Below are 17,137 nucleotides of genomic sequence, written 5' to 3' on the forward strand. Positions count from 1 at the left end.
TCCTATGAATCAGGTCCATCTCATCCTCGGCGACGACGAATTCCTCACCGAACGTGCCCGCCTTTCCATCCAGAAGGCGGCCGGGGAGGGAGTCGAGGTGGTCCGCCTCAAGGCTTCTGAGGTCTCGGAGGGGGAAATCGCCATGGCGACCAGCCCCTCCCTGTTTGGCGATAACCGCGTCATCGTCATCAGCGACGTCGAAAAGGTGGGCAAGGAACTCACCCAAATCCTCCTTAAGGCCGTCGCCGATCCAGGCCCCGGCATGACCTTGGTGCTCATCTACAGCGTGACGGCCAAAACTCTCAAAGGCAAGAAGAGGCCACCAGAGCTCGTTGCCAAGCTGCGCAAAGTAGGCGAGGTGCACGAGGTGTTCTCGCTCTATCCCAACGAGCTGGGCACCTGGGCCACCCGCGAGTTCGCCTCGCACGGGGTGCGGCCAACCCCCGACGTCGTCCAGGCCGTGCTCGATGGCGTGGGCTCCGATCTGCGCGAGCTGGCCTCGGCGATTTCCCAGCTGGTCTTCGATACCAACGGCAACGTCACCCGCGAGGCCGTGCACAACTACTACGTCGGCGTGGCTGAGGTGGCGAATTGGGACATCGCCGACGCCGCCGTAGCCGGGCGCGTGGAAGCCGCCGTCTCTACGTGCCGGCGCGCTCTCCAATTAGGTGCCTCGCCCGTTGCCATCTCGGCGGCGCTGGCGAATAAGGTAGGCGCAATCGCCAGGCTCTATTCCGCCCGCGGCGACCAGTACTCTTTGGCCAAGGCAACCGGCCTTGCTCCTTACGTGGTGAAGCTGACTCACCCGGTGGCGCGCCGCTGGTCGGAGGATTCCGTGAACAAGGCAGTGGTGCTCATGGCCGAGCTCGATGCCGCAGTCAAAGGCCAAGGCGGCGACGAAGAGTTTGCGGTAGAGGCCGCTGTGCGTAGAGTAGCCGAGCTTGCGCGATAAACTATTTCGCATGGGAGACATCCAAGAATTTGCCACGAAGCTTTTTGATTTCGCACGCAATGGCGACGTCACGTTGCTGGAGTACATCGCCCAAGGCGTGAACCCGAACATGGTCAACCAGGACGGCCATTCCTTCGTCATGCTGGCGGCATACAACGGCCATGCGGAGCTCGTGACCAAGTTAGCTGCCGCAGGCGGGGACGTGAACCTGCTCAATGACCGCAATCAATCCCCGCTGGCAGGAGCAATTTTTAAGAAAGAGGATGCGGTGATCGAAGCCCTCCTAGCAGCCGGTGCCGATCCGCAGGCCGGCCAGCCTAATGCCTTGGATTCTGCCCGTATGTTCGGCCGCGAAGATTTGATCGAGCGCCTTTCATGAGCTGGTCCGCGTTTGCGTTCCTCATCGCCATGAACATGGTGGGCGCTCTCGCGCCGGGACCAGACATCGTACTGGTGACCCGTTACGCCACCCGCTCGCGCAAGCATGCGGTTGCGGCCGTCACGGGCACTCAGGTTGGCGTGCTTTTCTGGTGCACGCTCACGGTGTTCGGCGCGGCGGCGTTGCTGACCGCATTCCCGGGGCTGCTCCGCTTCATTCAGGGCATCGGCGGCTGCTTCCTCATCTGGATGGGCCTGCAGAATGTTCGCACGGGCCTGGCGCAGCGCAAACAGCCGGCGTTGAACCTAGATGAGGCAGTATCGCGGTTGGGTAGTGTCAAGCAAGTCTTCCGCACAGGGCTTTTCACCAACCTTTCGAACCCGAAGATCGTGCTCTACTTGGCGGCGATGATCGCGCCTTTGCTGCCGCCGCACCCGCCGCTGTGGCTGGCCGCGGGGCTCGTGCTGAGCATGGGCATTTCCAGCTACTTGGTCTTCGTGACCGTTGCAACGGTGATTTCCACCAACGCTATCCGACGCCGCCTTCTTGCCGCCGGACCCATCATCGACATCGCTTCGGGTTGTTTCTTCGCCGTGGCCGGTGTGGGCCTAATTATTGCCGCTATAACAGGCTAAGTTGCTGCGGCGCGAAAAGCTCTGCCACCCACTGCGACCACGCCACCACGGTTTGGGCGCGGCGGGGAAGCGTAGAACCAGAGATATTCAGGTCGGCCGCCTCCATGATGGCCACGGCTTCTTCCTTGCTCAGCATGCGCTGCTTCTCGGCCACGGCGGCCACCATCTCGTGGAAGACAGGCCGGCTAGCTAGCGCCTCGATGAGCTGTAGGTTGCGCCCGTCGCGTGTATCGGCCAGCTCGATTCCCACGACCAGCTCATCCTCGATGCGCATTAGGCCCAAGTAACGGCCGGCATTCAAGTAATAGTCAGCCTGACGGTGGCTAAACCCAAAGCGCTCGGGAATCTCCGCCTTGGGCAGTGGCAGCATTTCCCAGAGGCTGACCACGCGCGCAAAGGAATCGGCCTGGGGAAAAGGAATCTCCGCCTCGCGTGGGCTGCTACGCCGTAGGACCGCCTTGACGGATTCGGTGTTGAGCTCGGATTCGCCGAGCATATAACGTGCGGCGGCCTCGAGCTGGATGCTGCGGAAATCCTCCGCATCGCTGAAACGATAGCGATACAGGTGGAAGATGCCGTTGGAATAGACCAGGTATACCGGCACAACTTCCTTTCCCAGCTGTTGGCTAAAGCGCCGGAAAGGCAGATAAAGCTGGCGAATGTTGAAATCGGGCGAGATGTGATTCTTGCACTCGATGAGCACCAGGCACTCGGGCGCCTCAAACCCGCCGTCTATTTCCATCTGCGCACGGTCCACCACGAGCTCCTCGCCGCGCAGGCGCATGCTGACGGTGCCGGTGGACATGCGCCCGGCCACGGTGGCATGCAGCTTATCGACGCCCAGGAAATCCTGCAGCACTCCCGCAATCACCGCGGCATTGAGCACGAGGGTCTCGGAGCTTAAGTTGTCGAAGTCAAGCGATTCAACCCCTTGCGGAACGGGCAGCGTCTTAAGCGGCGTCACGGTCTCCGGAAAAGGCTCGTAGACGTCGAAGTTGCCCACGACGTATCCATCGCGCCGGATGGGGAAGATGCTTAAGTTGTGCTCCTGGAAAATCTCCGGGCGGGAAGCAGAAAAGTCATGTTTGGCCAGAAGGCGCGGCTCTCGGCCACCCTTTTCTTTGAGCTGTTTGGCGCTAAATTCCACGAAGCCTTCGCGTTCGATGCGTGCCAAGGTCTCGGCGTCGAGGATGCGCTGCCATGCGACGTCGTTAAGCCGTGCCATAGTTACGCACCAATACTTCGTCGACTTTGCCGCGCTTGGATGCCACGGAATTGATGGCGCGGGTGGCCCCTACGATGTCTATCTCGTAGGCGGAGTAGATCTCTTGGATGAAATCCGTGGCGGAGTTCGATAGCAGGAACTTCACGCCGGCTGCGTCGAGTTTGTCGCAGACTTCCTTAAGGCGGAGCTGATCCTCGCGGCCGAAGCCGCCGGACTGATACCCGGTGAAGTTGCTTGTGGGATTGACTGGGTCATAGGGAGGATCGAGGTAGACAAAGTCCCCCTCTTTGGCGTCTTGCAAGATGGCGGCATAGTCACCGGTGTGGAAGGAAACCTCGTTGTCATTGAGGTACCCCGATACCCCGCGCAGGGTCTCTTCGTCACAGATGGCGGGGTTGGCGTAGCGGCCGAAGGGGGAGTTGAACTGCCCGGCATTATTGACGCGGTAGAGGCCGTTGTAGCAGGTCTTGTTCAGGTAGATGGTGCGCGCGGCGCGCTCGGTGCGCGTCATGTGTGCGAAGGAGGAATCGCGGTCTTTGCCGCGCATCTCGTAGAAGAAGTCTTCCTCGTTGGGATAGGTGCTTAGCAATGAGATGAGTCCGTCAACATCGTCGCGCACGGTCTCGTAGACGTTGATGAGCTCAGAGTTTAGATCGTTGACCGTGGCCTTTTCCGGGGTCAAAGAAAACAACACCGCGCCGCCGCCCAAGAAGGGCTCGTAGTAATGGTTAAACTCCGGCAGGGCAGCGTGGATTGCGGGCAGGAGTTGGCGCTTTCCGCCGACCCACTTGAGGAGCGGCTTGATGGTGTGCTGCTTGGCAAGACTCATAGCTCAAAATCCTAGCGTGCCCGCCGGACACGTTCGAAAATCAGTGCGGATCTTTCGGAGTGGAGATAAAAAATGCCCTCCCTCTTGCGAGGAAAGGCATTAAAAGTCAGGCTTTAAAAAGCTTAGGCCATCTTGTTGAAGGCGTTAGCCATACCGGACTTCTTGTTGGCAGCCGTGTTGCGGTGGAAGACACCCTTGGACACGGACTTGTCCAGTGCGCGGGAAGCGACGCGGAGCTGCTTCTCTGCACCTTCCTTGTCGCCTGCAGTGACAAGCTCGCGGAACTTGCGGATTTCGGTGCGGACTGCGGAACGAACAGCCTTGTTGCGCTGACGTGCCTTCTCGTTGGTGAGAATGCGCTTCTTCTTGGACTTGATGTTTGCCATTTGAATTACCTCTTGGAATCGAAAGTGATTGAACTGCAACCAACCTGCCGGACATGTCCTGCATCTGAATTAATGCGCGGCGTTGATGTTCGATGAGCGGACCCAAGGTCCTGACCGCCCCGACCAACGCGCCCGGAAAGTAAGTAACCTATAAAAAGCTAGCAGGAGCTGGGATAAAACCCAAATCACGCCCAGTGATAGCGGGAACGCAAACGGTTGGCGATGCGTTCAAAGCGGCGCTCCGGGAAAAGCGTGCCTTGGCGGCGGCATTCTTCCTCAGAGATTTCGAGGATGCGATCTAGGCGTACCCAGCACTGCCTGCCGCTTTCGTCCCACTCGCCAGTGCCTATGTCGAGCCATTCTTCCTCGTGTGCGTGGTTGGGGTTAGGGGAGATCAAAAGCCCCAAAACAGTGGTGCGTGTGCGGGAGATGATGAGCACGGCGCGTTCGTGCGGCGGTGATTGCTTGCCGTCGGAAGGCGCCCAGACCCACACCACCTCGCCGGAATCGGCCTGGCCATCCATGTCGGGGGAGAAGCAAACGGTGCGCGGATGCGAGGAGGTGGTTTCGATGCGAATCTTTGCTGCTTTGCGGGGTTCACGGTGCTCAGCAGCATTATTCATGCCTAGCCTGTTGGATATGTGAGCAAGGCCGACGTCGACTGGCTCGCGTTCTGCGATGCCAAGCGCCTGCCTTAAGCGGGTAAGTGGGTTGCCGCTAGTCATGTCGACTATTGTAGACGCATGTCTAAAAACTTTGCGGCCACTACGTTTACGGATCTTTCCCAGATTCGAAACTTCTGCATTATCGCCCACATCGACCATGGCAAGTCGACGCTGGCTGACCGCATCCTGCAGTTCTCGCAGGTCGTTGACGCGCGCGACATGCGCGATCAGTACCTCGACAACATGGATATCGAGCGCGAGCGCGGCATTACCATTAAGGCGCAGAACGTGCGTCTGCCCTGGGTTCCGCGCACCGGTGAGCATGCGGGCGAGGAGTTCGTCATGCAGATGATTGATACGCCGGGTCACGTGGACTTTACTTACGAGGTCTCCCGCGCGCTCGAGGCATGTGAGGGCGCTATTTTGCTTGTCGACGCCGCCCAAGGCATCGAGGCGCAAACCCTCGCCAACCTTTATCTGGCGATGGAAAATGATCTGGAGATCATCCCGGTCCTCAACAAGATTGACCTCCCCGCTGCGGATCCGGAGAAGTACGCCCTCGAGATCGCCAACATCGTCGGCTGTGAGCCGGAGGACGTCCTGCGCGTGTCCGGCAAGACGGGCGAGGGCGTCGAGGAGCTGCTCGATAAGCTCGTGGATTTGGTGCCGCCGCCAAGTACGGACGCGCCTGCCGACGCCCCCGCGCGCGCCATGATTTTCGACTCCGTCTACGACACCTACCGCGGCGTCGTCACGTATATCCGCATGATGGACGGCAAGCTGACCCCGCGTCAGAAGGTCACCATGATGTCCACGGGTGCTAATCACGAGCTGCTGGAGGTGGGCATCGTCTCGCCGACCATGCGCAAGTGCGAGGGCTTGGGCCCGGGCGAGGTTGGTTACCTGATTACGGGCGTGAAGAATGTGCGTGAGACCAAGGTCGGTGACACCGTTACCTGGGCAACCAACGGCGCTGAAGAGCCGCTGAAGGGCTATGCGGACCCGAACCCGATGGTCTATTCGGGCCTTTTCCCAATCTCCCAGGCGGACTTCCCAGACCTACGCGATGCGCTGGAAAAGCTGCAGCTAAACGACGCCTCCTTGACCTTCGAGCCAGAGACCTCCGTTGCTCTGGGCTTTGGCTTCCGCTGCGGCTTCTTGGGCCTTTTGCACATGGAAATTACGCGCGACCGCTTGGAGCGCGAGTTTGGCTTGGACCTGATTTCCACCGCGCCTTCTGTTACCTACCGCGTGGTTGCAGAAGACGGCGCTGAGTCCCTCGTGCACAACCCTTCGGATTGGCCGAGCGGCAAGTTGCGCGAGGTCTACGAGCCAATCGTGAAGATGACCATCATCGTGCCGGAGCAGTTCGTAGGCCCAACCATGGAGCTGTGCCAGTCCAAACGCGGCCAGATGGGCGGCATGGATTACCTCTCTGAAGACCGAGTAGAGCTGCGCTACACCATGCCTTTGGGCGAGATTATCTTCGACTTCTTCGACATGCTGAAGTCTCGCACCAAGGGTTATGCTTCGCTGAACTATGAAGAAGCGGGGGAACAGCTGTCTGATCTGGTCAAGGTGGATATCCTGCTCAACGGTGATCCGGTCGACGCCTTCTCTGCCATCGTTCACCGCGATTCGGCGCAGTGGTACGGCAACAAGATGACGAAGAAGCTTAAAGAGCTCATTCCGCGCCAGCAGTTCGAGGTCCCGGTCCAGGCCGCCATTGGTTCCAAGATCATTGCGCGTGAGAATATCCGCGCTATGCGCAAGGACGTCCTGGCGAAGTGCTACGGCGGCGATATCTCTCGTAAGCGTAAGCTGCTGGAGAAGCAGAAGGCTGGTAAGAAGCGCATGAAGTCCATCGGTTCGGTATCTGTTCCGCAGGAAGCGTTCGTGGCAGCGCTTTCTACCGACGGCGAGGGTTAATACTGCGCTTATCGACGTCCCCGGGGAGCAGCCGGGGGCTAATTTTTCGAACACTCTTGCGGATGTCCGGGGCGTTTTGTATCTTGGGTTTGTACAGCTTGGAGGGGAAGCTGACCGGCATCGCCGGATAACAGAAAATAAACCTAGGAGACTTCGATGGACGGACCCTACTTCGCTCCACTGAATCCAAAGAACCAGGCCGGGCGGGCTTTTACGGAAAGCAATCGCCTCAACTGGCTCGCACTGCAATCGATCATTCCACAACCCGGTGACGACGCTGACCTAGCCTTCAACGACGTCTCACGCAACCTCGGCATCACTTCCTATAAAGCCGAACATCTTTACTACGGCATCCGCAAACTTTCTTTTCTACCGAAACTTACTCGTCTCAATAAGCTCGATTGGTTCCTTGATTTTGACCGAATCCTCGCCGTCGGCAGGGCTCTACAAGGCGTCGAGGAGCGCGTCCTGCCCCATGTCGATGACGCCTTGGAGGAATTGTTTACGCCCAGCCGTGCCAACCAGCGCCTGCCGGAGGCTTCGCGCATCCGCAGCGTAATTTCTGATGTCCTCTCTTTGCACAATTGTTTGAAGGACGAAGACGAAGAAGAACGTGACCGCTATCAACTCGAGCGTCACGCAGGCCGCGGGGAGTTTAAAGCCAACCTTGACGCCGTGACCGCCGAAAAAATCGACCGCGTCGTCCGCAAACGCGCCGAGGACGAAGGAATTTCCTTCGCTCGCGCACTTGCTTCCTGCGTGCTCGAGCCAGTTGAGCAAAAGGTCGTGATTAACCTTTTCCAGCAGGCAGAAACCACCCTCGCGTTTGCTCCGGGCTATGGCTACGTTATCCCGCCTGCAGATGCCTCCTATCGCAACATCGCGCCAGCACAGACCGAGACTTATCGTCCCACCGCCGGCATTCGCGCCTTCGTGGAGGCCCGCGATGGAACCTGCCGCGGCCCGGGATGCAGCAAGCCAGCCCACCGCAACCAGCTCGATCACCGCGTTCCCTATGGCGAAAATGGCCCAACTTCCACCGATAACTTGGTCAGCCTCTGCCAGCACTGTCACAACATCAAGACTGATGGCCGGGCTTTCTACATCATGGACCCAATTACCGGGGAGATTTATTGGCTCTTCGAAGACGGCCGCTGGGAATCCAATTCTCCAGAGGGCGTGCTCGTGCCAGACACCGCGAACTGGCGCCAAACCGTTGCCCAAAGGATGGAAGCCTGGGAAGCGAGAGGAGGGGTACTCTCCTTTGCTTGATACGGGGTAGGTCCCATGTAGGCTCGATGGTCAAACCCGGGAAGGATTGATTCATGGAACCCATCAAGAAGAAGGCACCTCGCCACGGCCAGCAGCTTCCACCGCTGCCAGTTACCGCTGCCAAAATTGGTGAACGCATTGCCAGTGAGGTGTTCTTGGAGGAAGGCCAAAAGCTCTTACCGCAGCTGCAGGAATTCCGGCGGGATATGCACCAGAACCCAGAAATCGGGCTCGAGCTTCCGCGGACGCAAAAGAAGGTCCTCGAGGCGCTCAAAGGCCTGCCGTTGGAGATTCAGGTCGGCCAGGATTTAAGCTCCGTGGTCGCGGTCCTTCGCGGCGGCAAGCGCGGCCCACGGCCGGTTTCGGTGCTGCTGCGCGCAGACATGGACGCCTTGCCGGTCCGTGAGCAGACGGGCGATCCTTTCGCTTCCACCAACGGCTTGATGCACGCGTGCGGCCACGACCTTCACACCGCGGGGCTCATCGGAGCGGTGAAGTTGCTGTGCGCGCAGAAGGAGCACTTGCTTGGCGACGTAACATTCATGTTCCAGCCCGGCGAAGAAGGCCCGGGTGGTGCGCTCCCGATGATCGAAGAGGGCGTCCTCGATGCGGCGGGGCGCCGTCCGATTGCCGCTTATGGCTTACATGTCGGTCCGCAGGATCGTGGCACTTTCCACCATATTTCCGGGCCCATGATGGCATCATCGTCGAATCTGAAGATCACTGTCTATGGCAAGGGCGGCCACGGTTCGCGGCCGCATGACGCCATCGATCCCGTCGCAGCGCTGGGGGAGATTCAGATGGCCTTGCAGGTTGCACTGACTCGCCGCTTCGACGCTAACGAGCCGATCGTCATCACGGTGACTAATCTGCGCGCTGGCGACGGCGCCATCAACGTCATTCCTGATCACGCCATGCTCGGCGCCACAGTGCGCGTGCTGCGCGATGAAAAGATTGAGCAAGTGCGCCAGATGGTTGTGGAAGTGGCCAGTTCTGTCGCGGCGTCGCATAGATGCACCGCAAAGGTAGATTTCGAGGTTCTGTATTCCGCAACCAAAACCAACCCGCGCGAGAATCAATTCGCCGCGACGCTATGGGGTGGCATGTTCGGAGCAGAAAATGTCATTCCGATGGAAACGCCGATGATGGCTTCGGAGGACTTCGGTGGCGTACTAGCGCAGGTACCCGGCACCTTCATGTGGTTCGGCACTGTCAATCCGGATACCCCGGAGCACCTGCGCGAGTGGAATCATTCGCCGCTGGCGAGGTTCGATGATTCGGTGCTCGGTGACCAAGCCGCAGCACTCGCCGCCGTAGCCTTTGAGCGCTTGGCTGCCGAAGACGCGCATCCTTCGCCGGCAACAAGAGTGATGCGCTCTGCGGTAGAGGGCGTTGAGTAGTACAAGATTGCAGAGATAACAATGCAGGTCAATGTGCTGAGCAGGGTTTGGCCCCACCCCACATTCTCAGCGTTAACGTCCACATAGCCCAAGATGCCAGCAGTAAAGTAGACGAAGTTATTGCACGCATGAATCACGCATCCGTACTCGATCCCGTTCGTCTTCACTGTGAGCACGTTTAGGCAGACGGCGAAGACAAAGATGTCAACAAGCCCGATCCAGTTATAAGTATGGCCTGCCACAAATAACGGAATCGAGGGCAAATAGGCCAACCACGGCGAGCGCAGCCACCGGCCGAATACCTGGGGAAGCAGACTGTGAAAGATAACTTCCTCCGTCACTGACTGCAGCGGCACCAAGATGACCGCCAGCCCCAGCATCAATAGAGCGTTTGGAGCAGGGGAGAATCCATTTCGGAGAATCGGAAGAAAGCTCAACAGCGTAACGGGCAACGCCACGAGAAGGGCGCGCCGGGCATAATTCCACCGAAATCGACCAGCGCCTGACCACACCGTGCCGGGCCGGCGTCGGCAAAAGGCGCCTGGGAGGAACACAATGATGGAGAGCATCATGATGCTAAATGGCAGCGGCGCGTTCATGTCGTCGAGATTTGAGTCTGGCGCGAAAATTGCGTAACCGATCATGAGCGCGACGAAGAGCACGGCGCTCAGCACCGCCCAAAAGAAGAAGTAAAGGATCGGGCGTTTTAAGCAGCGATGAAAAGTCATGATTAAACAGTCGCTGGTAATTAATCATCCCTAAGAATGAGTTTGCGGCCTTTAAGGTATGAATCATGACTAGGAACCGTTGGCAGGTAGCTTTCATCGTCGTGCTCTGCGTCCTAGGCGGGTGCTGCTTTGGGCTGATCGGTATCGGCATGGACTTAGAAGACATGGGGTTGCCCAACATCGATCCGCAAAACGATCGAGCCTATGCCGGCTTCGTTTGCTTGAGTTTCATCGCCGGGGTGGTTTCGTGGGGTTTGCTGCCATGGGCCATTTCTCATGATCCGCGGGAGCTAGAGCAATCTGATTTCCCAGGAACGCGGAAGACCTTCGTCTGCGGGGTTGTCGTGATTGCTTGCGGCTTTTCTTATTTTGCCGTGCTATCTCAGCTGGTGGCCATGGTGTCCATGACATCGCGGAGGTCCGTGAAGTGGTCGGTGGCGGCAGTAGTGGCGTCGCTTAGCTATCTCGCTGTCTATCCTCTCAACTCTGCGAGTGAGTTCGAAGGCTGGTTGGAATTTGGCATCGTTCCAGTACTCGTAATCGTGCTTCTGATTGGCATGCAGCGCGGCAAGAACCGCGAGAAGCAACAGAATCTACAGCGCGAAATTCGGGAAGAGATAGCGCGTGACATGCACGATTCACTGTCGCATCGGTTGTCGCTGATTGCCGTGCATGCAGGGGCATTGTCTTTTCAGAATGAGCAGGTTCCCAAGGAGTATTCCGCGGCGGCGGAGACGATTCGCCAAGAAGCGAATGCTGCAGTGCAGGATCTGCGCGCTGTGCTTTATGCTCTGCGGCAGGAGGCAACAGAAGATCCACGAGCAAGCATCGAAACGCTCATTCGAGATGACAACGTTAAGCTGCGCTATTCCACTGATCCAGGCATAGTAGAAAGGCTCGATACCTTAGGCCAGCACACGTTGTATCGAGCGGTCCAGGAGGCAGCCACCAATGCTCGCAAGTACGCGCGGGGAAAGCCGGTGCTTTTCGACGTCGCCAAGCGCGGCCCCAATCTCGTGCTCACCGTATCCAACCCGCATACGGGTCCAGTGGGGCGTGGCTTTGGGCTGCGGGGTCTGGCTGAGCGCGCGGAACTTATCGGAGGAGAATTTCGGATGCTGGAGGGAGATGAATTCGGATGGGAATTGCAGCTGCCGACGAAGCGCTAAAGGTGGTGCTGGTCGATGACGAGGCGCTATTGCGCAGTGGCCTGCGGCTCATGCTGGCCAATGCCGGTATCGAGGTGGTGGGGGAGGCCTCTAATGGCAAGGATGCGATAGCAGTGGTGTTGGACGCGCTTCCCGACGTCGTGCTCATGGACATTCGCATGCCCGTCATGGATGGTATCGAGGCGCTGGGGAAGTTGCCGGCGTCGATTCCTGTGGTGATGTTAACCGCTTTCGATACCGACGAATTTATTGTCGATGCGCTCCAAGCCGGTGCCGTTGGATTCCTATTGAAATCGACGCCACCGGAAGCACTTGTTGCTTCCATTCGCGCGGCTGCGGCAGGCCAACCGATGCTCAGCCGCGAGGTACTTGAACGCCTGCTCTCCCCGCGGCCAAAGCGGAAGAACAGGCGGCTGGCGCACCTTAGCGACCGCGAGATGGAGATTGCGGAGCTGGTGGCAGATGGGTTAAGCAATCAACAGATTGCAGAGCAGCTTTTTATTTCGCTACCGACAGTAAAGACTCACGTGCAGAAGATTTTGAAGAAACTCGGCGGGACGAGCCGCGTTCACGTCGCGATTGCCGTATTTGGCGGACGATAAACCAGAGCGCTGCGATCCAGATTGCCCCCACTACCACTAAAGTTGCAATGGGCAGCCAGAGGCTCTCCGGGAAGGTGGCATCCAGCGAGGGAAAGAGGTTCGTGAAGAAGTGAACCGTGACGCCGCCCATCCAACCGGCGAGTGCGCGGCCACGGGCCAAGCCATATGCCGCGATGCCGGTAAAGAGGGAGTGTGCGAAGGTGCAACTCATAAACCTCATGAGCACCCCAGTAGTGGCGCCCATGAGATCTGAGTCGAGGTCTTTCAGCGTTAGGTGTGCGATGAAGGTGCAATCCTCCACGATCGCAAAGCCCATGCCTACGGCGATACCGACGTAGACGAAGTCGCGAGTGCGTTGGGGCTTAATGAAGTAAGTACAGATGAGCAGAACACCAATGAACTTCAGAGTCTCTTCAGTAATTGGCGCGAAGCCAGCGGCATCTAGCCACTGCAATTGCAGTTTTTCCAAGATGGTGGTGAAGTGCGAGTTGAAGAAGACAGCCGGGCCGGTGCACGCCGCGCCCCAGAGCATGCCTAGGGCCGTGCCGCGGTGGCCTCGGAACGCGAGCCAGGAGGCACAAGTCCAGATCGCCACATGGATGAGTGCAGCGATGAGGCTGGCGGTGACGTAAGACTGGTTAAACTCGAAGTGCACGGAGTAGGCGAGACCCGCGGTAGCGAGCACATAAAATAGGTATTTCATTATTTGACCTCCATTTTGTCTGCATATCGGGCGGCGTCAGGCCCCTCGAGATGGAAGAACAGCTTCTTATCGTCGGAGTCGTACAGGATAGTTACCTTGTCGCCTTCGTCGAGGCGATAGAGATTTTTCTGAGGCTGACGTACCGGGGCATCCGAGAGGAAAGGGGTATCGAGAATATAGCGGTGCTTTCGTAGTAACGCAGTCTCAGGTTTCCCGAAGGTCTGGCCGGGGTCAGCGCCGATGGTGGTATCCCCGCATTCCCATCGGGGGGAGTCGTTAAGATATGTCGGGCTTTGCGCGCATTCCAGATCGGTGATGGCGACATCGTGGAAGGCGACGGCGCTTGTCGGGGTAGTGGGCTCAGGCAGCAGTGCGCTTGCCGCCGGCACTGCCACGAAATACGCAGTAGCTGCGGCTAGGGCTGTTAATACTTTCTTGTCCATGTCTTCGACGCTACGGAGAATGGCTATGCGTTAAATCCGCCCCAGGGTGGATTTGTGGCTCTAGGCCTCCTACTACTGTGGGTGGAGATGAGTACGGCACAGTCGAAGATTAAGAACTGGATTGAAAAGCAGCGGCATGCCACCTACCTCAACACGTTAAACGGGGTAACGCGGTGGCGGCGTGCCGCCATCGTCGCCGTGTGTGTGTTGGCTGATATAGCCACGATGGTGGCGATGCTCCTGCGCTTCGACGAGCGCTCTGGCAATTCGTGGGATGATCGCATCCTTACTGAGGCCGTTATTGGGACGTCGGTGAGCATCCTCACCTGGGTCTTGCTGGCCTTTGCGCTGCGGCACGTGCCGCGGGAGTTTAGCATTTACGAACGCTATCCTGGTCCGGTCTCCGCGCTGGTCAGCGCGGTGATCATTTGCGCTTCGGCGGGACTGCATCAGTTATCACTGACAGTCTTCGTTGCCTATGTTTCTTTGGTCTCGCGTGGAAGCAAGCGCTGGACATTGGTAGCAACGGCGGTGCTCACCTTAAGTTATGGCGTCAAGGTTTATAAGCCGGACTCTTTCGAAACCGTGCCTATGGCGTTGTTCGGGTATGCCTTAGTCTGGGCCGTGTTGGTTCTATCAGGGCTGTTGATAGGCGTCGCGCGCCATAGTCGCCGGCAACGTCAGGCCACGCTGGTGGCGCGCGCGGAGCTGAATAAACAGACCCTGGAAGCAGAAAACGAAAAAGTTCGCCAGGATGAGCGCAACCGCATCGCCCGCGATATGCACGATTCGCTCTCACATCGGCTAAGCCTTATCTCTGTATATGCCGGTGGACTGGCGTACCGGAAGGATTTGCCGCCGGAGCAGGTGGCGGAATCCGCTACGACTATCCAAAAAGAGGCCGAGCAGGCAGTGACCGATCTGCGGCAGGTCATTCGCTCTTTGCGTATCGATGATCGAATTGACCCGCGCACCAGCATCGACGATCACGTAGTGCGGGCGCGCGCCGCCGGTGCCAAGGTCACGCTTGAGTACCGCGATGATTGCTTAGATAAGATTTCGACTATGGGTGTACATACGTTGAGTCGCGCCGTGCAAGAAGGCCTGACGAATGCGCGCAAGCATGCGCCGGGGCAAAAGATTGCGATCGAGGTAGCCCAAGATGGTGCTTTGGCTCGGGTGACGATGCGCAACCGGAAGGTAGAAGGGGCGTCGGCAAGCGGCGGCGAGCATGGGCTTATCGGAATGCGCGAACGCGCACGCTTGGTGGGCGGGCGCCTAGACGTAGAAGATGGCGAAGAGTTTAGCTGGAGCCTGTATTTGCCAATGGAGGAACGATGATTTCTGCAGTGCTTGTCGACGACGAGGAGCTGCTGCGCCGCGGCATCCGTCTGATTCTAGAGGGCGCAGGCGACATCGAAGTGGTGGGCGAGGCCAGCAATGGGCGCGATGGCGTGCAGCTGATTACGCAACAACGCCCGGATATTGTGCTGATGGATATCCGTATGCCGGTCATGGACGGGATTGAGGCGGTGGCGCAGCTGAAGACGGCAGTGCCCGACATTCCTGTGGTGATGCTGACGGCCTTCGACACCGACGAATTCATCGTCGATTCCTTGCACGCGGGAGCGATGGGGTTTCTGCTGAAGGCCACGGGGCCTGAGGCATTAGTCGCCTCAGTGCGGGCGGCCGCGCAGGGCCAGCAGCTGCTTAGCCCAAAAGCGCTGCAGAACCTGCTGGCGATTCCGCATGCCCAGCCGCAAGAGCCGCTCGTCCTGGCGGATTTGAGTGCGCGCGAAAACGAGGTGGCGCAGCTGGTTGCGAAGGGACTGGACAATAATGAAATCGCGGAGCAGCTTTATGTCTCTGTGGCCACGGTCAAGACGCACATCAAGCACATCTTGGAAAAGATTGGCGGCACGAACCGCGTGCATATCGCGATTGCGGTGCTGGAGCAGCGCTAGCTTATCCGCTAGTATCAGGGAATCAGAGTTTCTAATGGATTGGATTGCCACGAATGCAACTGCCAAATTTTGATGATTCTTCGTACGACGTCGCAGATGCCGAGTTGCTATCGGCTTTTGAGGTCTTTGAGCGCATCGAAGAGCATGTGCTCGATAAATCTCTACTTTTCGAAGTCTATTCGAGCTAGGGATACCAGCGCGTTGATGTCACCCGGAACCTCGTCTGGGTGAATTGAGCAATAGTCCAAGATGAAATAGCCCGCATGCTGCAGGGCAAGGTGGCGCTGCCAGAACTCACCCACGTGTTGCGGGTGGTTGACTGCAATGGACTGGATAGAGCGGCGCTCAGAAAGCAGCTCGTACTGCAGGTCGCGGCGAGCGGCTAGGGACTCGTCGGGGGTCGAGAAAAGTAGTGCGCCCAGCAGGCTGGTGATTGCTTCCTGGCAGCGGACCTGCAGACGGTAGTGGTTGGTCAGCTGGGCACGCGGCTTCCATAACCAGAGCACCAGCAAGGAAAAGACCACCGACAGCGCGATCTCACTGATGCGGGAGAAGGCCGTGAACGCCAAGTGATCGGCCGTATGGCCCATGAGCAGCGCCAGGGGCGTGGAGAAGATGACGCAGATGGCGTAGTTCTTGACCACGAAGATCTCCGCGCAGAATTGGCAGGCAGCGAGCGCGAGCAGCAGCGTCCAGCTTTCTAATCCGAAGGACGCAATGAGGTAGAACACGCACACACCGAGCAGCGAGCCCACCATTCGCTGCAATCCGCGGATGGTACCGGGCACATGGTCCGGGCCCCACTGCAGAAGAAGCAGCACGGAAACTGCGCCCCAGTCCGGGCGATCTAGGCCCAGCGCAAGGCCCACGAGCGTGGTGGCGATGGCCGCAAGCAGAATCTTTTCTACCGTCACCACCGCATGCGAGTTGCCCACCGACGCGCGGTAGATGCGGTAGCGCATCGTCGGCTTGGTGTGTGGGATGGCGGTGCGGTTTGGGTCGACCAAGGTTGGGGAGTCAGAAAGCTCATCCGAGTTGGCAGAGAGATCCAGCGACTGGTTGTGCTGCACGATGCGGTTCTGCGCGGCAAGGGCACGCTCCACGAGGTGGCCTTGTGATGTTTGGATGACGCGGCCGCCGCGGACGATACCGGCGTCGGAAAGCGCTTGCCACGTATTTGCCAGCGCCGTCTGCGCCTGATGGTGGCGTGCCAAGACGTCGGTTGTGGAGTTCTCAAAGGCGGCAGTGGCCTTCTCTAAGGTCGCGACAGTGCGGGTCTCCGGACCGTGCGGGGAGTGGAAGCGAGGCAGCATCCCCAGGCAGTATGCAGCGATGACACCCGCAATGGACCACGCAGCGACCTCAAAGGGGGTGATGTCGGTGCGCGCGAGCATGGTGGAGCCGCCGCCGACCATCACCACGAAGAAGGAACCCGGCGGCGGCAGGCGTAGCGCATTCTGCAGGAAGGCGCCGAGCGCGCCAATGGAAATAGCAAAGGCCGCAGACAGCAAAAGCCACCAGTGTCCGTGGCCCGGGGCGAAAACGAGCTCACCCACCAACGAACCAACGGTAGCGGCCAAGGTAAGGAGCACACCCGCAGTGAGAATCACCCAACGGCGGGTGCGATAGGGGTGCCCCTCGCCGTAAATGACGGACATCGCGCCCGCGGTGACCAACAGCACGGCGTCGGGGTGGCCGGTGAGGATGGCGAGCGCGCCGGGAATGGCGATGGCGAGAGCAGCACGCATCGCGCCCGGCCAGCGAGTCACCGAAGAGTTGTAGGCGGTGAAAAGCTGTAGCGGGCGCGGGCGTTGCGGTAGGGGATGCTCAATCAATTCGCTCATATCGCGGCATAC

The 17,137-nt window shown here is 58.8% G+C and carries 18 protein-coding genes and 1 pseudogene; 11 read left to right on the plus strand and 8 right to left on the minus strand.

Annotated features, from left to right (window positions below):
• Nucleotides 1-4: 4 nt before the first annotated feature.
• The 3 genes from holA to QKB66_RS10975 are packed head-to-tail and all read left to right on the plus strand — an operon-like array spanning nt 5 to nt 1,966.
• On the plus strand, nt 5-952 hold the full coding sequence (holA, locus tag QKB66_RS10965) for a DNA polymerase III subunit delta (protein ID WP_179294328.1): 948 nt from the start codon (nt 5-7) through the stop codon (nt 950-952).
• Between the two features lie 10 nt (nt 953-962).
• Nucleotides 963-1,331, plus strand: coding sequence for an ankyrin repeat domain-containing protein (locus tag QKB66_RS10970; protein WP_414253288.1), 369 nt, complete (start codon nt 963-965; stop codon nt 1,329-1,331).
• Entirely contained in the window at nt 1,328-1,966 is a 639-nt protein-coding gene (locus QKB66_RS10975) for a LysE family translocator (protein WP_061924054.1), read from the plus strand. The genes QKB66_RS10970 and QKB66_RS10975 overlap by 4 nt, the downstream gene beginning before the upstream one ends.
• Here QKB66_RS10975 and QKB66_RS10980 read toward each other — a convergent pair.
• The 4 genes from QKB66_RS10980 to QKB66_RS10995 all read right to left on the minus strand — a co-directional run bounded on the left by QKB66_RS10980 (nt 1,953) and on the right by QKB66_RS10995 (nt 5,131).
• Nucleotides 1,953-3,191, minus strand: coding sequence for a type II restriction enzyme (locus tag QKB66_RS10980; RefSeq protein ID WP_414253289.1), 1,239 nt, complete (start codon nt 3,189-3,191; stop codon nt 1,953-1,955). The genes QKB66_RS10975 and QKB66_RS10980 overlap by 14 nt on opposite strands.
• Nucleotides 3,178-4,020 carry a DNA adenine methylase gene (locus tag QKB66_RS10985; protein ID WP_201040739.1) on the minus strand — a complete coding sequence of 281 codons (843 nt, stop codon included), beginning with the start codon at nt 4,018-4,020 and terminating at the stop codon, nt 3,178-3,180. The genes QKB66_RS10980 and QKB66_RS10985 overlap by 14 nt, the downstream gene beginning before the upstream one ends.
• A gap of 122 nt (nt 4,021-4,142) precedes the next feature.
• A complete protein-coding gene (rpsT, locus tag QKB66_RS10990) occupies nt 4,143-4,406 on the minus strand; it encodes a 30S ribosomal protein S20 (protein ID WP_062037875.1) in 264 nt (87 codons plus the stop codon).
• A gap of 185 nt (nt 4,407-4,591) precedes the next feature.
• Nucleotides 4,592-5,131: a type II toxin-antitoxin system PemK/MazF family toxin gene (locus QKB66_RS10995; protein WP_062037877.1), complete on the minus strand. Its 540-nt coding sequence runs from the start codon at nt 5,129-5,131 to the stop codon at nt 4,592-4,594.
• An 18-nt stretch (nt 5,132-5,149) separates the two neighbouring features.
• Between QKB66_RS10995 and lepA the strand changes: the two genes are divergently transcribed.
• From lepA to QKB66_RS11010, 3 genes are all read left to right on the plus strand, one after another.
• Complete coding sequence (lepA, locus tag QKB66_RS11000) at nt 5,150-7,000, plus strand: translation elongation factor 4 (RefSeq protein ID WP_414253290.1); 1,851 nt, start codon at nt 5,150-5,152, stop codon at nt 6,998-7,000.
• A gap of 156 nt (nt 7,001-7,156) precedes the next feature.
• Nucleotides 7,157-8,272 (plus strand): HNH endonuclease signature motif containing protein, encoded by a 1,116-nt coding sequence (locus QKB66_RS11005; protein ID WP_311518437.1) that lies wholly within the window; start codon nt 7,157-7,159, stop codon nt 8,270-8,272.
• A 53-nt stretch (nt 8,273-8,325) separates the two neighbouring features.
• Complete coding sequence (locus QKB66_RS11010; protein ID WP_414253291.1) at nt 8,326-9,672, plus strand: M20 metallopeptidase family protein; 1,347 nt, start codon at nt 8,326-8,328, stop codon at nt 9,670-9,672.
• Between the two features lie 122 nt (nt 9,673-9,794).
• On the opposite strand, the pseudogene QKB66_RS11015 reads toward QKB66_RS11010, so the two are convergent.
• Nucleotides 9,795-10,400 (minus strand): annotated as a pseudogene (locus tag QKB66_RS11015) (type II CAAX prenyl endopeptidase Rce1 family protein); the annotation flags it as partial.
• A gap of 65 nt (nt 10,401-10,465) precedes the next feature.
• Between QKB66_RS11015 and QKB66_RS11020 the strand changes: the two are divergent.
• Together QKB66_RS11020 and QKB66_RS11025 are read left to right on the plus strand one after the other, a co-directional pair.
• Nucleotides 10,466-11,569 carry a sensor histidine kinase gene (locus tag QKB66_RS11020; protein ID WP_414253292.1) on the plus strand — a complete coding sequence of 368 codons (1,104 nt, stop codon included), beginning with the start codon at nt 10,466-10,468 and terminating at the stop codon, nt 11,567-11,569.
• Nucleotides 11,539-12,171, plus strand: a complete 633-nt coding sequence (locus QKB66_RS11025) for a response regulator (RefSeq protein ID WP_083291062.1) — start codon at nt 11,539-11,541, stop codon at nt 12,169-12,171. Before QKB66_RS11020 ends, QKB66_RS11025 begins: the two co-directional genes overlap by 31 nt.
• Here QKB66_RS11025 and QKB66_RS11030 read toward each other — a convergent pair.
• On the minus strand, nt 12,068-12,874 hold the full coding sequence (locus QKB66_RS11030) for a PrsW family glutamic-type intramembrane protease (RefSeq protein WP_070498077.1): 807 nt from the start codon (nt 12,872-12,874) through the stop codon (nt 12,068-12,070). The two genes, QKB66_RS11025 and QKB66_RS11030, sit on opposite strands and share 104 nt — an antisense overlap.
• Entirely contained in the window at nt 12,874-13,317 is a 444-nt protein-coding gene (locus QKB66_RS11035) for a hypothetical protein (protein WP_070498080.1), read from the minus strand. The genes QKB66_RS11030 and QKB66_RS11035 overlap by 1 nt, the downstream gene beginning before the upstream one ends.
• An 87-nt stretch (nt 13,318-13,404) precedes the next feature.
• Here QKB66_RS11035 and QKB66_RS11040 point away from each other — a divergent pair, with 87 nt between their 5' ends.
• The 3 genes from QKB66_RS11040 to QKB66_RS11050 are packed head-to-tail and all read left to right on the plus strand — an operon-like array spanning nt 13,405 to nt 15,469.
• Nucleotides 13,405-14,658: a sensor histidine kinase gene (locus QKB66_RS11040; protein ID WP_414253293.1), complete on the plus strand. Its 1,254-nt coding sequence runs from the start codon at nt 13,405-13,407 to the stop codon at nt 14,656-14,658.
• Nucleotides 14,655-15,281, plus strand: coding sequence for a response regulator (locus QKB66_RS11045; RefSeq protein WP_061924020.1), 627 nt, complete (start codon nt 14,655-14,657; stop codon nt 15,279-15,281). The genes QKB66_RS11040 and QKB66_RS11045 overlap by 4 nt, the downstream gene beginning before the upstream one ends.
• Before the next feature lie 53 nt (nt 15,282-15,334).
• Nucleotides 15,335-15,469, plus strand: coding sequence for a hypothetical protein (locus tag QKB66_RS11050; RefSeq protein WP_256365590.1), 135 nt, complete (start codon nt 15,335-15,337; stop codon nt 15,467-15,469).
• Here QKB66_RS11050 and QKB66_RS11055 read toward each other — a convergent pair.
• Nucleotides 15,443-17,125 (minus strand): FUSC family protein, encoded by a 1,683-nt coding sequence (locus QKB66_RS11055; protein WP_096336925.1) that lies wholly within the window; start codon nt 17,123-17,125, stop codon nt 15,443-15,445. The genes QKB66_RS11050 and QKB66_RS11055 overlap by 27 nt on opposite strands.
• Nucleotides 17,126-17,137: the final 12 nt, after the last annotated feature.

Source organism: Corynebacterium sp. c25Ua_89, from assembly GCF_047459735.1.
GTDB classification, from domain to species: domain Bacteria; phylum Actinomycetota; class Actinomycetes; order Mycobacteriales; family Mycobacteriaceae; genus Corynebacterium; species Corynebacterium simulans.